Origin of the sequence: Methanobacterium sp., assembly GCA_039666455.1 — an archaeon.
GTDB lineage: Archaea > Methanobacteriota > Methanobacteria > Methanobacteriales > Methanobacteriaceae > Methanobacterium_D.
On record JAVSLW010000014.1, the window covers coordinates 45352 to 63211 of the forward strand.

The 17860-nt window shown below is 36.8% G+C and carries 15 protein-coding genes; 9 read left to right on the forward strand and 6 right to left on the reverse strand.

Going from position 1 to position 17860, the window contains the following annotated elements:
* Positions 1-13 precede the first annotated feature (13 nt).
* Positions 14-1267, reverse strand: a complete 1254-nt coding sequence (locus PQ963_04700) for a tRNA(Ile)(2)-agmatinylcytidine synthase (protein MEN4028964.1) — start codon at positions 1265-1267, stop codon at positions 14-16.
* 62 nt (positions 1268-1329) lie between these two features.
* Between PQ963_04700 and PQ963_04705 the strand changes: the two genes are divergently transcribed.
* Positions 1330-2277 carry a transcriptional regulator gene (locus tag PQ963_04705; GenBank protein ID MEN4028965.1) on the forward strand — a complete coding sequence of 316 codons (948 nt, stop codon included), beginning with the start codon at positions 1330-1332 and terminating at the stop codon, positions 2275-2277.
* A 56-nt stretch (positions 2278-2333) separates the two neighbouring features.
* On the opposite strand, the gene PQ963_04710 is transcribed toward PQ963_04705, so the two are convergent.
* Both PQ963_04710 and PQ963_04715 read right to left on the reverse strand, forming a co-directional pair.
* On the reverse strand, positions 2334-2606 hold the full coding sequence (locus PQ963_04710; protein MEN4028966.1) for a PRC-barrel domain-containing protein: 273 nt from the start codon (positions 2604-2606) through the stop codon (positions 2334-2336).
* Positions 2607-3191 (reverse strand): NTP transferase domain-containing protein, encoded by a 585-nt coding sequence (locus tag PQ963_04715; GenBank protein ID MEN4028967.1) that lies wholly within the window; start codon positions 3189-3191, stop codon positions 2607-2609.
* 139 nt (positions 3192-3330) lie between these two features.
* On the opposite strand from PQ963_04715, the gene PQ963_04720 reads away from it, so the two are divergent.
* On the forward strand, positions 3331-4194 hold the full coding sequence (locus PQ963_04720; GenBank protein ID MEN4028968.1) for a zinc metalloprotease HtpX: 864 nt from the start codon (positions 3331-3333) through the stop codon (positions 4192-4194).
* Between the two features lie 6 nt (positions 4195-4200).
* On the opposite strand, the gene PQ963_04725 is transcribed toward PQ963_04720, so the two are convergent.
* Positions 4201-4575, reverse strand: a complete 375-nt coding sequence (locus PQ963_04725; protein MEN4028969.1) for a 4Fe-4S binding protein — start codon at positions 4573-4575, stop codon at positions 4201-4203.
* Positions 4576-4690: 115 nt separating this feature from the next.
* Positions 4691-7012 carry a CO dehydrogenase/acetyl-CoA synthase complex subunit alpha gene (cdhA, locus tag PQ963_04730; GenBank protein MEN4028970.1) on the reverse strand — a complete coding sequence of 774 codons (2322 nt, stop codon included), beginning with the start codon at positions 7010-7012 and terminating at the stop codon, positions 4691-4693.
* 84 nt (positions 7013-7096) lie between these two features.
* On the opposite strand from cdhA, the gene cdhB reads away from it, so the two are divergent.
* The 7 genes from cdhB to PQ963_04765 all read left to right on the forward strand — a co-directional run bounded on the left by cdhB (position 7097) and on the right by PQ963_04765 (position 16139).
* Complete coding sequence (gene cdhB / locus PQ963_04735; GenBank protein MEN4028971.1) at positions 7097-7612, forward strand: CO dehydrogenase/acetyl-CoA synthase complex subunit epsilon; 516 nt, start codon at positions 7097-7099, stop codon at positions 7610-7612.
* A gap of 483 nt (positions 7613-8095) precedes the next feature.
* Positions 8096-9451, forward strand: a complete 1356-nt coding sequence (locus PQ963_04740; GenBank protein MEN4028972.1) for a hypothetical protein — start codon at positions 8096-8098, stop codon at positions 9449-9451.
* Positions 9396-13217, forward strand: coding sequence for a hypothetical protein (locus tag PQ963_04745; protein MEN4028973.1), 3822 nt, complete (start codon positions 9396-9398; stop codon positions 13215-13217). The genes PQ963_04740 and PQ963_04745 overlap by 56 nt, the downstream gene beginning before the upstream one ends.
* 42 nt (positions 13218-13259) lie before the next feature.
* Positions 13260-14246, forward strand: a complete 987-nt coding sequence (locus PQ963_04750; GenBank protein ID MEN4028974.1) for a hypothetical protein — start codon at positions 13260-13262, stop codon at positions 14244-14246.
* 68 nt (positions 14247-14314) lie between these two features.
* Positions 14315-15139 (forward strand): hypothetical protein, encoded by an 825-nt coding sequence (locus tag PQ963_04755; protein MEN4028975.1) that lies wholly within the window; start codon positions 14315-14317, stop codon positions 15137-15139.
* On the forward strand, positions 15136-15741 hold the full coding sequence (locus PQ963_04760; GenBank protein ID MEN4028976.1) for a hypothetical protein: 606 nt from the start codon (positions 15136-15138) through the stop codon (positions 15739-15741). Before PQ963_04755 ends, PQ963_04760 begins: the two co-directional genes overlap by 4 nt.
* Positions 15738-16139 (forward strand): hypothetical protein, encoded by a 402-nt coding sequence (locus PQ963_04765; GenBank protein MEN4028977.1) that lies wholly within the window; start codon positions 15738-15740, stop codon positions 16137-16139. The genes PQ963_04760 and PQ963_04765 overlap by 4 nt, the downstream gene beginning before the upstream one ends.
* A 197-nt stretch (positions 16140-16336) precedes the next feature.
* Here PQ963_04765 and PQ963_04770 read toward each other — a convergent pair whose 3' ends face one another.
* On the reverse strand, positions 16337-17806 hold the full coding sequence (locus PQ963_04770) for a methanogenesis marker 14 protein (protein ID MEN4028978.1): 1470 nt from the start codon (positions 17804-17806) through the stop codon (positions 16337-16339).
* Positions 17807-17860 lie beyond the last annotated feature (54 nt).

Sequence of the window (17860 nt, forward strand, 5' to 3'; positions counted from 1 at the left end):
AAAAATTTTAAAGCTACCTGTTCATCCTTATAATTGGTTTACTCAAATGTCTTCTTGCAGATGGTGGAACCTCATAAAAACCTGTCTTCAAATCTCTTTCTATTTCAACAGAGTCTTTAACACCTTCTCGAAGCTTTGTACCGCACTTAACACATTTAAACCCTTTTTCGCTTCCTGCAGATTTCATACGCTTTCCACACCCACAAAGGGGATTTTCAGTCTTTTTGATTTTAGCAAGTTCTATGATATTAATCTTCTCTATGTTAAGCGTGCCCCTCTCTCCAATGCCCCCATAAACTCTTAATTTGTCCCCTGGAGCTAATTTTCTAATTACATCTCTAAATTCCTTTGTAGGTTCATAGGCAGCACAGTGAATCTCTCCTGACCCATCACTTAATATAAATATAACATGGCCTCCCTCAAAAGTAATAGGATAGTTTTTTACAGTTCCATCAATAATATAGCACTTGTACTTCTCCATTTTAGAAATATCATCTGCTTTTACAAGATGCATGTCAGTGTGCTGGTTTGTCTGGAAAATTGCAATTTTTTCAACTGGTTCACCTACTTCAATCATTTCGTGAGCATTTAAAACAGCTTCTGGGCTTTCGCCACGTATTCCATAAAGTATGGGGCATGGTGTATGGGGTTCTATTGCAATATAACCATTATTTCCATCAACATTGTCAAAGGTATCAGGGTAGGTGGAATTATTCATTTTAAAAACAGAAATCTGATCAATAAGCCTTTTTTTACCGTAATTTTCAGGCATCCTGTAGGCCAGAAGTTCATATGTTTTATCAGTATCTGGACATCCGATAGCTGCAAGTGCACCAATTATGCCTCTTCCTTTTTTAAATTTAAAAAATTCAGCTCCAATATCTTTAGCAAAGTCTTCAGCCTCATCAATTGTTATTATGTTCCTTATAACGTTCAAAGAATAAGATTTAAGGCTATCTGTAATTTTGCCGCAGTAAAAAACCACCCCCGGATTGGTTCTCTCGTCATTTAACATGGAAAGCTCTTCTATCTTTTTTAAAACAATATCTTTGACTTTTTGAACCTCCGCATCACATTTAACATTTAATTTAAAGGAAATTGCCCCATTTCCACGAGTTTTAAACCTTGTAAATGGATTTAAGCGTATTAAACGAGGATGACCAGTTACATTAAAACCAAAATATTTAAGTTCATCAATTATAACACTACTTATATAAGTGGTGCACATTCCATTTACTGAATCAGTATCATCTATACCAATGTACATCAAATCAATCCAAATTACATTATTCAATAAACATTATTCAATAAAAATCCAACGGGTGTCTTATGCAAAGAGATCATATCTTAAGGGAAATTAATGAACTTTTATCAAACCATAATTTTGAAACTTCTCATATATATGATAGAAGTTGCTTTGATATGGTTGCCCGAAAAAAATTGTTGCTTCTATTACTTAAAGTTTTAATAAATATAGACGGCTTTACAGGAGAGCAGGCAGAGGAAATAAAAAAAGTAGCCAGCACCATCCTTGCATCTCCCGTAGTTGTAGGCATAAAATCCAAATATGAATACCTGGAAGAGGATGTTGTCTATGAAAGACATGGGATACCTGTAATAGCTCCTGAAACCCTGCATAACATGATTGTTGATGACATATACCCTGAATTGTTTGCAGATCGTGGAGGATACTTTGTAGAGGTGGATGGAAACGCCATAAAAGAAGCAAGAGAGAGAAAAAACCTATCTCTTAAAGATTTAGCGAATTATGCGCATGTTTCAAGGGAAACCATATATAAATATGAGCATGGTATGGTTAGGGCATGTCCTGAGACAGTAATAACGCTTGAAAGCATTTTAAACATGAAAATCACCCTTTCTGTGGACATTTTTAAAATTCCAGAATCTGAAAATGTTAAAATGATGGAAAATACTCCTAAAGAATTAGCACAGCTCGGATTTGGAGTAATCAAGACCAAGAAAGCACCATTTGATGCTATTTCTAAACCAGACTCTGAATTAGAAGAGTTAAAAAAGAATATTGCTATGATAACCAATATGGACAAAAATAGAAATCAAAAGGTTTTAAAAAAAATGGCATTAAATGTAAAGGATCTTTCTGGTGTAACTGGAACTGAAGCTGTTTTCCTATTTGAACATAAAAGAAATCTGAAATGCATCGAAGGAGTTCCTGTAGTTCATAACTGGGAAATAGAAGAGATGGACAGTTCAAGAGAATTTTTGAAGATTATCAAGGAACGTAAAGAGTGTTCTTAGAAAATACTCTTATAGAGCCTGAAAAAATGTATTTATCCAGAACTCAATTTTGAAAGTTAAGATTCGGATATTATTATAAATTCACCCACTTTCTCCACTTTTCCAAATGGAACCAGCAGGTGATCTCCTTTTTTCTTTGCGCCTTTAACATGGATATTTCTACCTTTTTCGACTTTTATAACAACATCAGTAATTTTCCCTGTTTTACCGTTTATTATAAGTTCATCCAGTTCACCTAATATCCTTGCATTGTTTGTTGCAACCTGATATCCTTTAATTTCACTCCAGACTTTTTCTTCCCCTTTAATAAGTTTTCTCTCTTCAGTCATCTAATCACCCACCAGCTTCTTAAAAAGTTTTATGTCTTCACAGGTATTAATGTTCAGGGCAAGTTCTATTTTAGAAACAATTAAAACTTCCTCATTTTGAATCTTGTTAATTCCCCTTAATATATTTAATCCCGAGGGCACCAGATTATCAAATACTGTGGTGGGTTTGATTGAGTATTTCTGGAAAATTTCAAGTGGAACCATGACACTCATGGCCGGCTCTGGAGATTTTTCATATTCATTCAGCACCTTATCAATAATATCCCCAGTTATAAGGGGTAAATCTGCAGCTACTGTAAGTAAAATATCATTTTCATCAAAATTAGAAAGAATTAATCCAAGATCATGTATATAATCTTTACCTGGAGCCATAATTGTTTTAATCCCAATTTTATTTAAAAATTCATCAGTTTCAGGCGTGTTTTTGCTTGTAGCTGCAATTATTTCATTCACTTTTTTAGAATCCTTAAGTGCATCAATTACATATTTAATGAGAGGATAATTATTTATTAATATAAGTGGTTTTTCACCATTAAAACTCATCCTGGTGCCCTTTCCACCTGCCATTATCAAAGCTATTACCATCTGCCCAGCTTCCTTAAAATTTAAAGATAGTATCACTTAGCACAAAGTTTATATACTCGATACTTATAATTATATTTGCAAGAAAATATTTGCAAAAAGTAATAAATATATTTTACATTAAAACTGTGGTGATAGGTAGATGTTTTCAAAAATTAAAACATTGCTTTTATTTAGCGTATTGACCTTTTTACTTATAGGCATAGGCTATTTAATAGGTTCATTCTTTAAAGTAGGACTTTTGGGCGCAGCTTTATTCTTTTTGATTGCTGTTGCTATGAACTTTGTTTCATATTTCTACTCAGATAAAATTGTGCTTAAAATGTATGGGGCAAGAGAAGTATCAGAAGATGAGGCCCCACAACTGCACTCCATTGTGGATGAACTTACACTGAATGCAGGAATTCCAAAACCTAAAGTTGCGGTCATAGAAAGCAGCACCCCCAATGCATTTGCAACAGGTAGAAATCCTGAAAAAGCTGTTGTAGCTGTAACTACAGGCATACTTGGTTTGTTAAGCAGAGATGAGCTTGAAGGAGTCATAGCTCACGAACTGGGGCATGTTAAAAATAGAGATATCCTGATAGGCGCAATAGCAGCCACAATAGCAGGAGCTATATTCATAGTCGCAGATTACGCACGGTTCTTTGCAATCTTTGGTGGTGGCGGAGACGATGATGGCGGCGGATTAATTGGAATACTTGCAATGTCCATAATTGCTCCAATAGCTGCTATGATGGTTCAGCTTGCAATAAGCAGGGCAAGAGAGTACAAAGCCGATGAAAGTGGTGCACAAATCTCTGGAAAACCATGGGCACTTGCAGATGCACTTCGAAAACTTCAAATGGGAGTTAATGCAAGACCAATGGATACAAATCCAGCGACAGCCCATATGTTCATAGTTAACCCATTCGGTGAAAAAGGAAAAACATTATTAAATTTATTTTCAACTCATCCTCCAATGGATGAGAGAATTAAAAGATTAGAAGAGTTAAGAAGCTTCTAATCATTTTCATTCTTTATCACATGTAATTGCCAGTACTTTATCTGGACAAACTTCAATACATGCAGGGATCAGCTTTTTGTCTATACACAGGGTGCATTTGTGTGCTAACAGGTTTTCGACTTTCATAGCATTAACTGGACAAACCATTTCACACATTTTACAGCCAACACATAGTTCACTGTCCACAATAGCAATATTATTCTTAGTATAAATTGCGTTAACCTTACAAACTTCTTTACAGTCGTTGCATTGTATACACATCACTGGAAGATCGTCAGATTTTACTATTCTGCTAATACCATGTATTTCTTCACACTTAACAGAGCACAGATTGCATTTAGAACATTTCAATGGATCAGTAAGAGTAATATATGGATTCATTATTATCACCAATTTGCTTAAAATTTATTTTAAAACTTGTTCATGAATGGGGTGAGAGGTGATCCAGGGATCACCTCAACCCATACATACTGGTTTGGAGGCTTTTTCTATAATGTTACCCCATACATATTGAAGGTTCCTGGGGGCTTTTTCTGGGTTCCCAATTCATTTCTTTGAGTTTTTTCAAGATTTCATCCTTTTCTTTAAATGGAATTTCTTTCTCGTCTCTGATATACAGATGTAAATCAGAAGGTAAAGTACCGTAGTACTTTTTGTAGAGGTCTATATAGTTTGATAACTTGATCATTCTCCCTCTTGGTGTATCATTGGGCCTTATACACAGTTTTGCTGCCAGAGTCATGCATTCATTTATGCTTTCAGCAGAATAAGCCAGGTGAAGAGGGGCTGGTTCGCACATAACTTCACTCTGGTCTCGCTGGTCTTTTATGTTTCGTGGTTCAAGGTCATCTCCAAGATATAGTCTGCGGTATTTTGACGCCTGGGGCCCGATAATAGCAGGGATTCCCCAGCGGTTAGCACCGGTAGCTATGGCAAAAGCTTTTTGTGACATGGCCCCCCATGCAATTACACAAACCCCAATACGATTTACAATGTAATCTGCTACTTCGGTGAAGTTGTTCTCAAGCGGGACTTTGGCAAATATATTTGTTATTTTAATAGCACTGCCTATAGCATGAGCATTTGCAACACAGGGGCCTAAATTTAGAAGACCTCCTTTATCAAAGTCGCCCGGATATTTTTCATAAAGTGTTTTACCTTCTTCGTCTTTGTATAAAGCTATGTCCATGGCTGCACACCCTGCAGCTACCACAATGTATCCTCTTTTAAGGTATTCTTCTGCAATAAGTGCTATTTCTTCTTCTCCCTTATCGTAGTTGGAGCATGCTGCCAGGGCTATGACTCCTGGTATGTCTCCAAAGACTATGGGTGCGCCTACTTTACGTATCTCAACATCCTGTACAGGGCCTCTGCCAGAGCGTATCAGATACTTTTCAGATGCAATTTTTTCTTCTGCAGCCATACGTATCAGATCGATGACGGGGATATCCTCAGGGCAAGCTTCCATACATTTACCACAACCAACACAGTTCCCATAGAAACTGGCTAAAAGAGAAGTGTCTCCATTTTTAGCCTCAGATAATGAAGCGGTAATTGGTAACATGGCAAGACACACCCTCTCGCACTGTCCACATTCAACGCAGTCATGGATAATGGACTTAAGGTCCTTTTCTTCCTGTAATGATTTTTCATTGAGTAAAGATCTGGCTTTAACTTTAAGGGCTAGATCTACGGCTACTTTCCCTACCTGGTCCACATCTCTTATTAAAACCCCTGGACTATCCCCATTCATGATTTCACTGACAATTTTTTGGGGGCTTTCTCTGGTTCTGTCAGGTAGGCCTAATGAACACTTGTCACTTGTAGCTATGATAGGAATGTTTCTTTCTGCGCATAATTCAAGTATATCTGCCCGTATACATTGCTCATCAAGAACAACCACATCAGGGATTCCCGCTCTTATAAACATCAACTGTCTGGATATGGACCCTACTATTTTTGAACCGGGCGAATACCTTTGCTGTTCTATTGCTGTACAGCATAGTCCACAGATCTCAATGTCTTCTAATAACTCTATTTTATCTGCATAATCTATTATTTTGCTACTTGGAGCTATGTTATGCCCTATACATAGTATAACTGGTTTTTCGCTGTCTACAACTCCCATCCCAATTTCAAGAAGAGGAGTATCTGGCTCTCCTTTATCCAGATCATAAAGATTTATTTGAGCTATTTCAGCTATTTCCAGTGCTAAATGATCCAGTATACCTGCATGAAGTGCTTTTGATTCAAAATCCATGTGAGCACCTTCCTGACCAGTATGGGCAGAAGCCATGAGATTGGTAAGTTCTTTTTCAACACAGCTCATGACCTCATCCAGTTCATTAGCTGTTCTGGGCGTTATCCCTGTCAGGGTGGTAATGATGGGTGATGTTAAATCAATTGAATTACTGTATTTTAGTTCCATGTCCGGGTTTTCTTCCAGTAATTCGTCTGTCAAGTCTCTAGCATGAGCTGCGTGTGTTGAAGCACCAATACATGCTGTCAGGAGTGCTATCCTGGACTGCTGCTTTTCCAGATTTATTCCACATGCTCCTTTCTTATTGTTTGATAGATCACATTTACCATAGGTACACATACAGCACATATCACAGAGGGGAGCATAAAAAGGTTTGAAATATGAAAGCAGATTCAAATCCCATTCTCGAAGTTGGGGATAATTTAAACTTACATTTTTTTTGTGTGCACCATCTGCTTTCTGTTTTTGATCTAAATAGACATCTATATCTTTGAAATCTACGTCCAATCCTTTAATTATTACTGAATTATTTTCTTTCTTGGGTCTGGTTTTAAACAAAACATCACCTTTATATACTATCATGATTAATCATTATTATATAAGTAGTGTTTGCACATCATTTATAAAGTTATTGGTGATATTATGTCAGCATGGAATCCAGCATTAATAAGTATTAATCAGGCCAGGATCTGGCCTCCAGAAATGGCTGCTTTGACTATAAAGCAGTCAAAAAGACCTCTTTTTATCATGGGGTCACTGTTAAATATTATACCTGAAAAAATAACTGAAAAATCCATAAAAGTTGCAAAAAAAAGTAATGCAACTGTGGTTGCAACAGGAGGATCCAATTTAGCTCTGGATAAATTTGAATTCAAACCTGATTATACCACAGGTGCCGTGGAAATAATAAACAACCTCAAAAATCCGGACTGGAAAGGTTTCGATGGTAAGGGAAACTATGATCTGGTACTGTTTATAGGTGTTCCTTATTATCTGGGCTCACAGGGACTTTCCACCTTAAAAAACTTTGCCCCCCACATAAAAACCCTTACTTTATGCCGTTTTATGCATCCAAATGCCGATATGTCTTACCCCAATATACCCTACGAAGAATGGCTGGACTGGCTTTCAAAACTAATTGATCATCTGGATCAATAGAAAGCCTTTTCTTTTTTAAATTAATTTTTGATAAATCCCATAAATATGTGTTAATTAAGTTTATTAAAAGCTGTTAAAAAATTGATTTGCAATAATAATCACTATTATTACTGTGTGAAGCATATATGGCTAATTTAGGACTATTTTTTTCAAAAAATACTGTTAACTGCACTTTTTTTTATTTTAAAGGAATATTTAAGTAAAAAAAATAAAAATAAACTTTATTTTTAATTTTAAGTAATAAAAAAGTTTATTTTATAGTTTATAAATAAAATGAATATTTCTTCAATATTTTAAAATTATTTAATTGTTTATTAAGGCTTACAATAAATTTAAACATTTTAAAAACTCAGTGATTTAAGATTGAAATAATCATTTTGTATTATTGTAATATATAAAGATTACTACTTGTCCTGAAAGAGAAAAGATTTTTATAAGGAAAGTATAATTCAAAATTAATAATAGATTACCTGAGGAAATGAAATGAAAGGGAAGTGGGCATTTATAATTTCAGTGTTTGTTTTTGCACTGGTATTTTGCAGTGCAGTGACTGCAGCTAATGTAACTTACAATTATACTGCTTCTGATGATTTTAACAGAGGTAATGGCACTGGTTTAAACACTTCTAATAACCAGTTGCAGCTTTCCAGTAATTCTTCAGCATCCAGTTATTCATTTATCTGGGTTCCTAACAGTAATGAGGGAACTGTATCTAAGGTTAATACTGTTACTGGTCTGGAGGTGGCTCGTTATAGGGTTGGTCCTTCTGCAGGTTCTTCTCCTTCTCGTACTACTATTGATCTTGATGGTAATTGTTGGGTCTGTAACCGTGGAACTGGAACGGTGGTTAAGATTGGTTTGTTTGAAAATGGAGGTTATTTTGACCGTAATAATGATGGTTATATTAACACTTCCAGGGATCTGGATGGTAATGGTGTTATAACAGCAGATGAAATTCTTCCTTGGGGTGAAGATGAATGTGTGTTGTGGGAAGTGGTGGTTATACCAGGACGTGAAGGTACCTATAGGCCGGGAAATTATACTGGAGGATATTCTAATGTTCCTGGACCCCGGGGGATTGCTGTTGATAGTCAAAACAATATCTGGGCAGGTACTTACGGCACACATAAATTTTACTATATTGGTTCTGATGGTCAAATATTGAAGACAGTGGATGTTTCATCAGCAGGACATGGATCTTATGGAGCAGTGATTGACCAGTATGGTGTATTATGGTCTTCTGGAGGTGTTGGGAATAATATTTTAAGATTAGACCCGTCAAATGACACATTCAAGAGAATTAATCTTCCTCACACTGCTTATGGACTGGGACTTGATAGAAATAATCATTTATTTGTTTCTGGCTGGACATATTCCCGATTCTCCAGAATCAACATTCTCACTGGCACTATTGAATGGACAAAACCATGCCCATACCAATCCAGGGGAGTTGTTGTTACAGATGATGGTGATGTGTGGATTGCTAATTCTGCAGCAGGAACAGTGACTCGATATTCTAATGATGGTGACTTTAAAGCTACTATAATTGTTGGAAACACTCCTACCGGTGTTTCAGTGGACAATCAGGGTAAAATATGGGTGGTGGACTATGGAGATGAGTATATTCACAGGATTAACCCGCAAAAGGTTGATTCAGGAGATATTGAGAATGGGGTGGAATTATCCAAAAGAATCATCGGAGGTCTTCATTATGGTTACAGTGACATGACCGGGGTGGTGTCCAACACCATCACCACAAACAAAGGCATATGGACTGTAATCCATGACACACAGATTAACAATGCTCTTTTGGGGGAAAGTGTCCTGGAACAGTTTTGAACCAGAAGGCACCAGAATAAAAGTGCGTGTTAGAAGCTCCAACGATAAACAAAGCTGGTCTGCTTGGGAAGAAGTAATTAATGGTGTTTTTCTTAGTTTAACACCTGGAGGCAGGTATTTAGAGGTTGAAGCAACTCTGTTTAGAAATAAGGGTAGTGTTTCACCTGTGCTTTATGATTTAGCTGTTAAAGCTTTAACTGCGGATGTTACACTCACCACAATTGTGGATAATCCGGTACCTCGCATGGGAGACACTGTTATATTTGTAACCATGGTTAGAAATAATGGGCCTGATACAGCAACCAATATAATGGTTTATCCTGTGTTACCATCTGGATTTACGGTGATTACACCTTCTGTGGGAACATACAGTGACGGAGTATGGGGTGTTGGAGTTTTATGGCCTGGTGAAAAAGCAACACTGGAAGTTACAGGAGTTATAACACCGGAATTTGCAAGTAAAAATATTAATTATTGGGTTAGTGAAACCCATAATGAATATGACCCTACAAACAGTTCAGTATCATCTGCAAGTGTTTATGTTCCATTTCAAAATGTTGAATTAAGCTATGAATTGAAAAATGGTAAACCTACGCTTACTGTAAGTAACACTGGAACTGATTATGCGTTTAATACTGCAATAAAAACTACTATACCTTCAGGATTCACTCCTGAACCCTCTCATGGTTCATATAATAATGGGTTGTGGTTTATTGGTGCATTGTCTCCTGGTGGGGCGGTTGCACTGACTTTAACACCTATAATTAGTGGAGATAATGATCCATCTCCTCCTGTCTCTGTTGATGGTCACACCAAAGTTTCAAAAAAAGCAGTTCAAAAAAGAGGTTATTACAGGTATGGTGGTAGCATCCCTCCTCCTGAAAGGGATAATAGGACTGTTCCTATGCAGGATACTGGTGTGCCTCTTAATTTTTCTGGGCTTGCGATTTTACTGGTTTTATTTGGATCCTATCTTAACAAAAGAGAAGACAAGTCCAAAATCAATAAATGGCTTTTATTGATCATAGTGTTATTTGGAGTTTTATTGTTCTGCAGCACTTCATTTGCTGCAGGCACCAATCAGACCTATAACTCATCAGATGATTTTAATAATGGTACTTATAACAATGTAAATGGGTCAGGAGATAAACTGGAACTTTCAAACAGCACCAACCCCGCTCATAATTATATTTGGGTTCCTAACACTAATCAGGGCACAGTATCCAAGGTGGATGTGCGTACAGGGCAAGAAGTGGCCAGGTATCGTACCAGCCCTCAAGGTAATGCTCATCCTTCCAGAACAGTGGTAGATTCTAATGGTAACTGCTGGGCGGCTAATTACCAAACAGGAACCGTGGTTAAAATCGGCCTATTAGAGAATGGAGGATATATTGACCGGAATAATGATGGAACAATTCAAACAAGCCGGGATCTGGACCATAATGGAGTGATCACTGGAAGTGAACTCTTAGACTGGGGAAAAGACGAATGCGTGCTTTATGAAACAGTTTTCATACCGGGACATGAAGGTACATACGTCCCTGGAACATATAAAGGAGGTTACGCTAATAACTGGGCGAATCCCGGGCCACTGGCACTTGCACTGGACTCTAACAACAATGTGTGGGTGGGATGCTATGAGTTAAAGAAGTATTTCTGTCTTGATGGTGCATCTTGCCAGATCTTGAAAACCATAGATGTTTCACCGGCAGGGCACACACCTTATGGGGCTGTGATAGATAAAAATGGCATTATATGGTCTGCTGCTGGTCCAAATAACAATATTCTCAGTCTTAACACTAAAACCAGTTCTTATACAAGAATAAATCTTCCTCACTGGACGTATGGCGTGGCCCTCGATGGAAATAACCATCTTTTTGTCACAGGTTACGTGAATTCACGGATTTCAAGGATTAACACCTTAACTGGTGGGGTGGATTGGACTAAAACCGCTCCATATGGGGCGAGGGGAGTTATGGTTACTGAAGATGGTGATGTGTGGACAGCTAATCTGGAATCAGACACAGTTACCAGATTCTCCAACGATGGTATTTTGAAAGCTACAATACAGACAGGAAAGGGACCCAGCGCTTTATCAGTTGATAGTGAAGGTAATGTCTGGGCTGTTGACCATAATGATGTTTACATTCACCGTATAAACCCTGCAATTAATGGAGTGGACTTCTCCAAAATGATAGTCTCTGGAACACACGTGGGCTACAGCACCATGACCGCTCCAACATCTAAAGTTTATGATAAGGGAACCTGGACAGTAATTCACGATTCACTGACTGATAATGCTTACTGGGCCACTATAAGCTGGAACAGTCACCAACCAAAGGGCACGAAAGTAACTGTACGTGTTAGAAGTTCCAACGATAAAACTAACTGGTCCAACTGGGAACCGGCAAATAATGGGCTTAATTTAAAATTAACACCAAATGGAAGGTATCTGGAAGTTGAAGTGACTCTTGAGAAATTTAATAGTACACAGTCGCCTGTAGTTTATGATGTTACTGTAAATACTTTGGATTCTACTGCTTTAACAACTGATCTGGGTGTGACTATCACTGGAAATCAAAGTAGTTTGAATGTTGGGGATACAGTTAAATTAACCGTTACAGCTTTTAATAATGGTCCAAATAGTGCAAGTGTTAAGGTTAATTACAAAATACCAATTGGTTTGAAGTTATTAAGCAGTCAGGGCACTGGAACTTACGATTCCGATACTGGAATTTGGAATGTGGGAGTTTTACCTGCTGGAGGTGATGCTACAATGGAGTTGATTCTTCAGGTTAATAATGCGGGTTATTTTGTTAATTTAGTTAGTATTTATGGTGATTTGGCGTTGTTCAGTACTAAAAGTTTAAGTTCATTTCTTAAAAGGGTTGTTAAAGCTTGGTCTGTGAAAGCAGCATCTTCAATGCCTGATTCTAATCCAGGTAATAATCAGGCGAGATATGATTTAACCTCTGTTGATCCTGGACAGACTTCTAATGCGAATATATTGCCTTATGATTTCCCGGATAATATTAAGCCTCCTAATCAGGATAATTCTCCTAAAAAACCGGATGATCCACTTTTACCTCCTGATAAACCTCCTGAACCTCCTGATTATGGGCCTTTATATCCAAAAACACAATTAGATAGGGATGTAGCTGCTGTTAGAGAAGCAATTTCACGAGGCGAATTGAATAAATCTGTACTGCCTAAGTGGAATTTGACAACAGAGGAGAAAGTTGATGATTGGGAAACTTTCTCGATGATGGTGGATATTGCTGCAGAATTACTTTACATAGGATCTATTGCATCGACCCCAGGTTCAGGTGAATACTTGCAACAGGTGAAAAATGGAATGATAGAAGCTATGAGTAGTCTCAAAATGGCTGCCAGATACTTCACCACAAACCCACGAAAGGCATTTGATTTGTTAAAAAGAGGATTCCAGCAGGCCGGTGAGAGTTTTGTGGATGATGCGTTCATGGAAGCGTTATCAAAAAAGACGTTCCGTTTGGATCCTAATGTTGCTCAAACGTTATTACAGGAAGCTCTTTGCAAGATTTTCCCAAAACAAGCAGCCCAAATCCGAACCTTACTAACCTTACTGGGTGGCATAAACTTTATCAGCGACCCACTTGAAATATATAAAGCATGGGGAGACGTGGTTTACAGTTTTGCGGTTGATGGAATAGGTCAAGGTAATTATGGCAAAGCTGTTGATGAATTCTGGGAAGCCCTTAAAAAAACATTTACTGAACCCATATAATTATATTTAAAAAGGCAGGGTTCTATGGAGATGTGATTAATATTGAAAAAAGTAAAAACATGGATGAAAATTCTAGATACAGCTCTTGACTTAAAAGATCGTGTAAATACTTCACTTGGGAGAGAAACAAGTGTAGAATGGAATAAACGAATGCTTAAAGAGGATTGCGAGTATTTAAGAGGCTTAAATTTACCAGGTTTACCTGAAATACTGGATGAAATTCAAGATATTTGGAAATCTGGTTTTTATGAGAAGTTTATGTTAGCTTTTGAAGAAAGAAAAATGGATAGTCGGCATTTGACTTTTGAAGAATTATCACGTAATCGTTTAATGGTTTTGGCTGGTGCAAATTTACCTGCAACAGATTTGAGAACCATTGCATTCAGCAAAACAAGCTTAAATGTTTTTCGTTCCATGCGCCCCTTGATAGAAACTGCATACTACCTAAACAGCGGACGTCCTTTTTCCTGGGATGACAGCTTGAATATAGCATTCAGTGGACTAGATGCACGCCTACTTTTTGCTTTGGATAGATTTGACCAAGTTAAAGATGTTCCTGAACCAACCGCAGAATTCTTCCAGAAACTGGGTGAAACACAAATATTCGACAAAAAAACCTCAGATTTCTACTTAACAATAACAAATCTGTTAATAGACATAGAAAATGAAATATTTGGTATGAGATTCCGTGATTTTAATTCAGACTATGTTCCAACAGAAGGCTTATTTATCCAACTACTTGCAGGCTGTAATGCTGTGCACCATAACCGGGAACATATTATCGAAGAGGATATTATTAAAGCTTATAAAACTTTTTTAAAGTTCATAAAAACTGACATCACTAAGTATAAGGCTATTCCTGAATTGGTTGAGGATATGGACGCTAATCATGAAAAAATGGAATCTCGTGGTCTTTTAGTGTGTGAAAAATGTGGTGGATACTATCAGCTCCAATCTGATGAATCTCCAGATGACTTCTCTGATACTTGTGAGTGTGGTGGAAAATTCAAATTTATCCTAGAAAAATAACCTTCCTAATAAGCCATATATCAAAGTGAATTATAAAATATCTTTCGGTTTGAAATTATTAAGCTACAATGGGGGGGGGGGGAACATATGATTCAAACACTGGTATTTGGAGTGTAGGGATATTACCTGCTGGAGGTGATGCTACAATGGAATTAATCCTTCAGGCTAATAATGCTGGTTATTTTGTTAATTTAGTTAGTGTTTATGGTGATTTGGTGTTGTTCAGTACTAAGAGTTTAAGTTCAGCTCCTAAAGGGGTTGTTAAAGCTTGGTCTGTGAAAGCAGCATCTTCAATGCCTGATTCTAATCCAGGTAATAATCAGGCGAGTTATGATATAACTTCAATTGATCCAGAACAAACCGCTGATACAAATACTTTTACGTATGATTTTCCTCCTGTTACTCCACCTACACAGCCACAACCACCGAATAATCCTCCTACACCCCCTGGACCTACTCCACCTGAACCACAACCTCCAGGTCCAACACCTCCAAATAATCCACTACATCCTACAGGTCAGCTTGGACGTGATATTGCCGGAGTTAGAAATGCTGTTTCAAGTGGAAGTACTGATGATAATATACCAGAATGGAATCCCGGACAGGATAATACCAATTCTAATTCAAATAGTGACATATATGAAGTAATTAATCATTTAAAATTCATTTTAGACATGTTGATGTTACTTGATGACATTTCAACTATACTTTTCCTCATTAGTTTATCTGCTCTTCTTATTTGGGCTCTTTTTGCAGTGTTAGGTAGCTTAGGGGTTTTTACAGGGTTATTTGTAATCTACTGTATTGCGTTATTTTTAATAGCTATTGGAATAGTAATTTATTTCACAGCACGTCCGTATATAGAAAAATTGTTGAAGGAAATCTTTAAATGATAAAAGAAGTGAAAATTGACATGAAAGTTGAAGGTTTACGTCTTTATATTATGGAATTAGACCCATTGAGACTTCCTACAAAATTTGGAGTATATCCTTATAGTTTGAGAACATATTTTGAATTCCTCTCTAAAGATAAAGAGCGAAGCCAAGTTAAACTAAACAAAAAATTTTATCAAGAAATTGTAGAAAATATGAAAGCCTATCGAACTGATACAGAAGTTAGCTCTAAAGATTTAACAGTATTGTTCTTGTCCTTAATTGCAGTATTGATGTTTTTAGGGTTAGGATCAGCAATAGTATCAGTAATTTTTTCACTTAGTCTTTTACAAGGTGTTATTTTTTTAATAATACTATCAATTCCAACGCTTTATTTATATTTTGCCTGGATGGGAACAAGACGAAGAAACTATCTTGGAAAAAAATACGATGAAAACATAAAAAGAGCAGTACAGCACTTAATTGATTATGGTAGAAATAAAATTATAGAAGAAAACCTCAATCCCAAAGATTTTCCTATTAAATTAAGACATAATGATTATACTGGTTTAATTTATGAAAAGAAGGGTAAAAATAATTATGTGGGGTTTTTTAAGAAATGAAGAATAAAGAAATTGTTTTAATTGTTCTATTTTATTTATTTGTAATTGGAAAAACAATTCAGCTTTTTTATTTCCCAAATCCTGCTTTAAGCGTTATTCGTCAGGATTTTTTATCCTACATATTGATTATAAAAATTATAATGATTTTAATTGTATTTAGTTTGATACCTGGTTTTTATATTGTTAGGAAAGCATTTAAAGAAAATTTATCAGTTGAATTTAAAAAGAGATTCATTCAAGTAATTATGGGATTTTCTGTAATTCCACCTTTAATGACTTTGCTTAATAATTATTTTACAGGAGATTATCTATTTTCAACTTTTCTATTTGTTTACGGTGTTATATTCACTGTAATAGTCTTCATCTTGAGAGATTCAGGAGAGCAAGAAATTATTTGAACGAAAGTTAGTCTGATGAATGTTGTACATTCACATAGACAAAGACAGTACAGTAATAAAAGTATGGAATTGTCATGTCTTTAAAGAAAAATTACCTATTCTATCCCCTAAGAAATCATAGATTTTCAACGGCCTTGCTAAATCATGAAAAAAGGAAGGATTTAGATATGTTTATGAATCATCTTCGTGGCGTTTGTTTATCTCTTTTTTTGAAGCTTCCTCCTCCCCCCTAAAATACAGGGCCCTCCCTGTCTACCTCCAATCGGGATATGTGGCGTTCCAATGGAGTTCATGCAGCGTGCCATTACAGCAGCACCCATTGCAAGAGCATCAGATACAAAAATTGTGTTTTTATAACGGTCTTTTGAATAATCTAAAATAAGTTCAGGTTTTCGTCCAGTTATTCCAGCTCTACCAGTTACACCAAGCATGGATCCCGCCTCAATAACTCCTTCTTCAAATGCTTCATCACTTAACCTCTGCACAATTTTTGCACTTACATAATCAAGAGTTGCAAATAAAGTGTGAATATCACTTTCAGCACATATTTCATGACCAGTATCAGTTAATTTAGGAATCTTATCCCCATTTTTACCTACATCACAGCCTATAAGAGTTGTTCCTGAATCATAGGCAGCTTTTGGGTCTACTGGTACTGTTCCAAACCTATCCCTGTTTTCTGGAACACGCCCTATATCCAGATAATCATGGACCTGCTCAGCATACTCTTCTGCAGCCTTCCAATCAGCCTTTTTAAGTATATCTTTAGTATAAAGGTCCAGAGCTGCTCCTCCACGTTTGTCTACATTGTCAGTTCCACGTATTATGGCATCAGATACTGCACCCGCAAGACCACAGAAATTACCTACTGTTCTTGCATATGGTTCCTGACCGTTTGTAATCCTCCCGGCAAGTGTGGTTCCAAAGTCCATAGAAACACAGGGATTACGGAAATCAACATCTGTCCATTTAGCACCCACCTTAATACCTGCTGTTACAAGCTCTCCTTCCATTTCATTTGCAACAACCGCCTTTCCTGTTGGTGGAAGTACGCTTGCTACAGCGCCATCAAACATTACCCTATCCAGCAGTGAAAAATCTCTTAATTTTGCAGGAAGAGCATCTTTTGAAATTGCAGGAGACATTTTCCCTGGAGGAATTCCCGCATCAAGACAACCGTCTGCAAGAGCAATTATGAGCTCTCCAACCTCTTTAGGTGATGCAAATCCTGCAGTAACCCCTGTAGAACGCACAACAAAATCAAGATCTTTTTCCATGTCTATTTTTGAACGTTTAACTGACTCTAAAATTGTATCTTTGACCATCTCAGAAACAGATTCCTTTGTAAGCTCTACTTCCCAAACAGTTTCACCAAAGACCTTTTCACCTTTTTTTGGAGGTCTGATGTCTCTGGTCATTTTTACAGTCTTATCCAGAAGATAGGTCCTGCTGGTGTTTAAATTTGTGGCAGTAAGAATGCATTTTGTGGTTGTATTTCCAAGTTCAACTGAAGCCACGATATAGTATGTTTCAGGTTTCGTTGAAATTCCTGCGCCTGCTCTTTTTCTGGTGTATGCTGTTGATTTTATATCTGCAAAAGATACATATCTGCTTTTTGCAATTACTGGCTTTGGACCCCTATTAAATATTTTTCCAATTAGTGACAATGAATATCCTCCAATTAAAAACTATAACTTCTCTGTCAAAAAGGAGATATAACA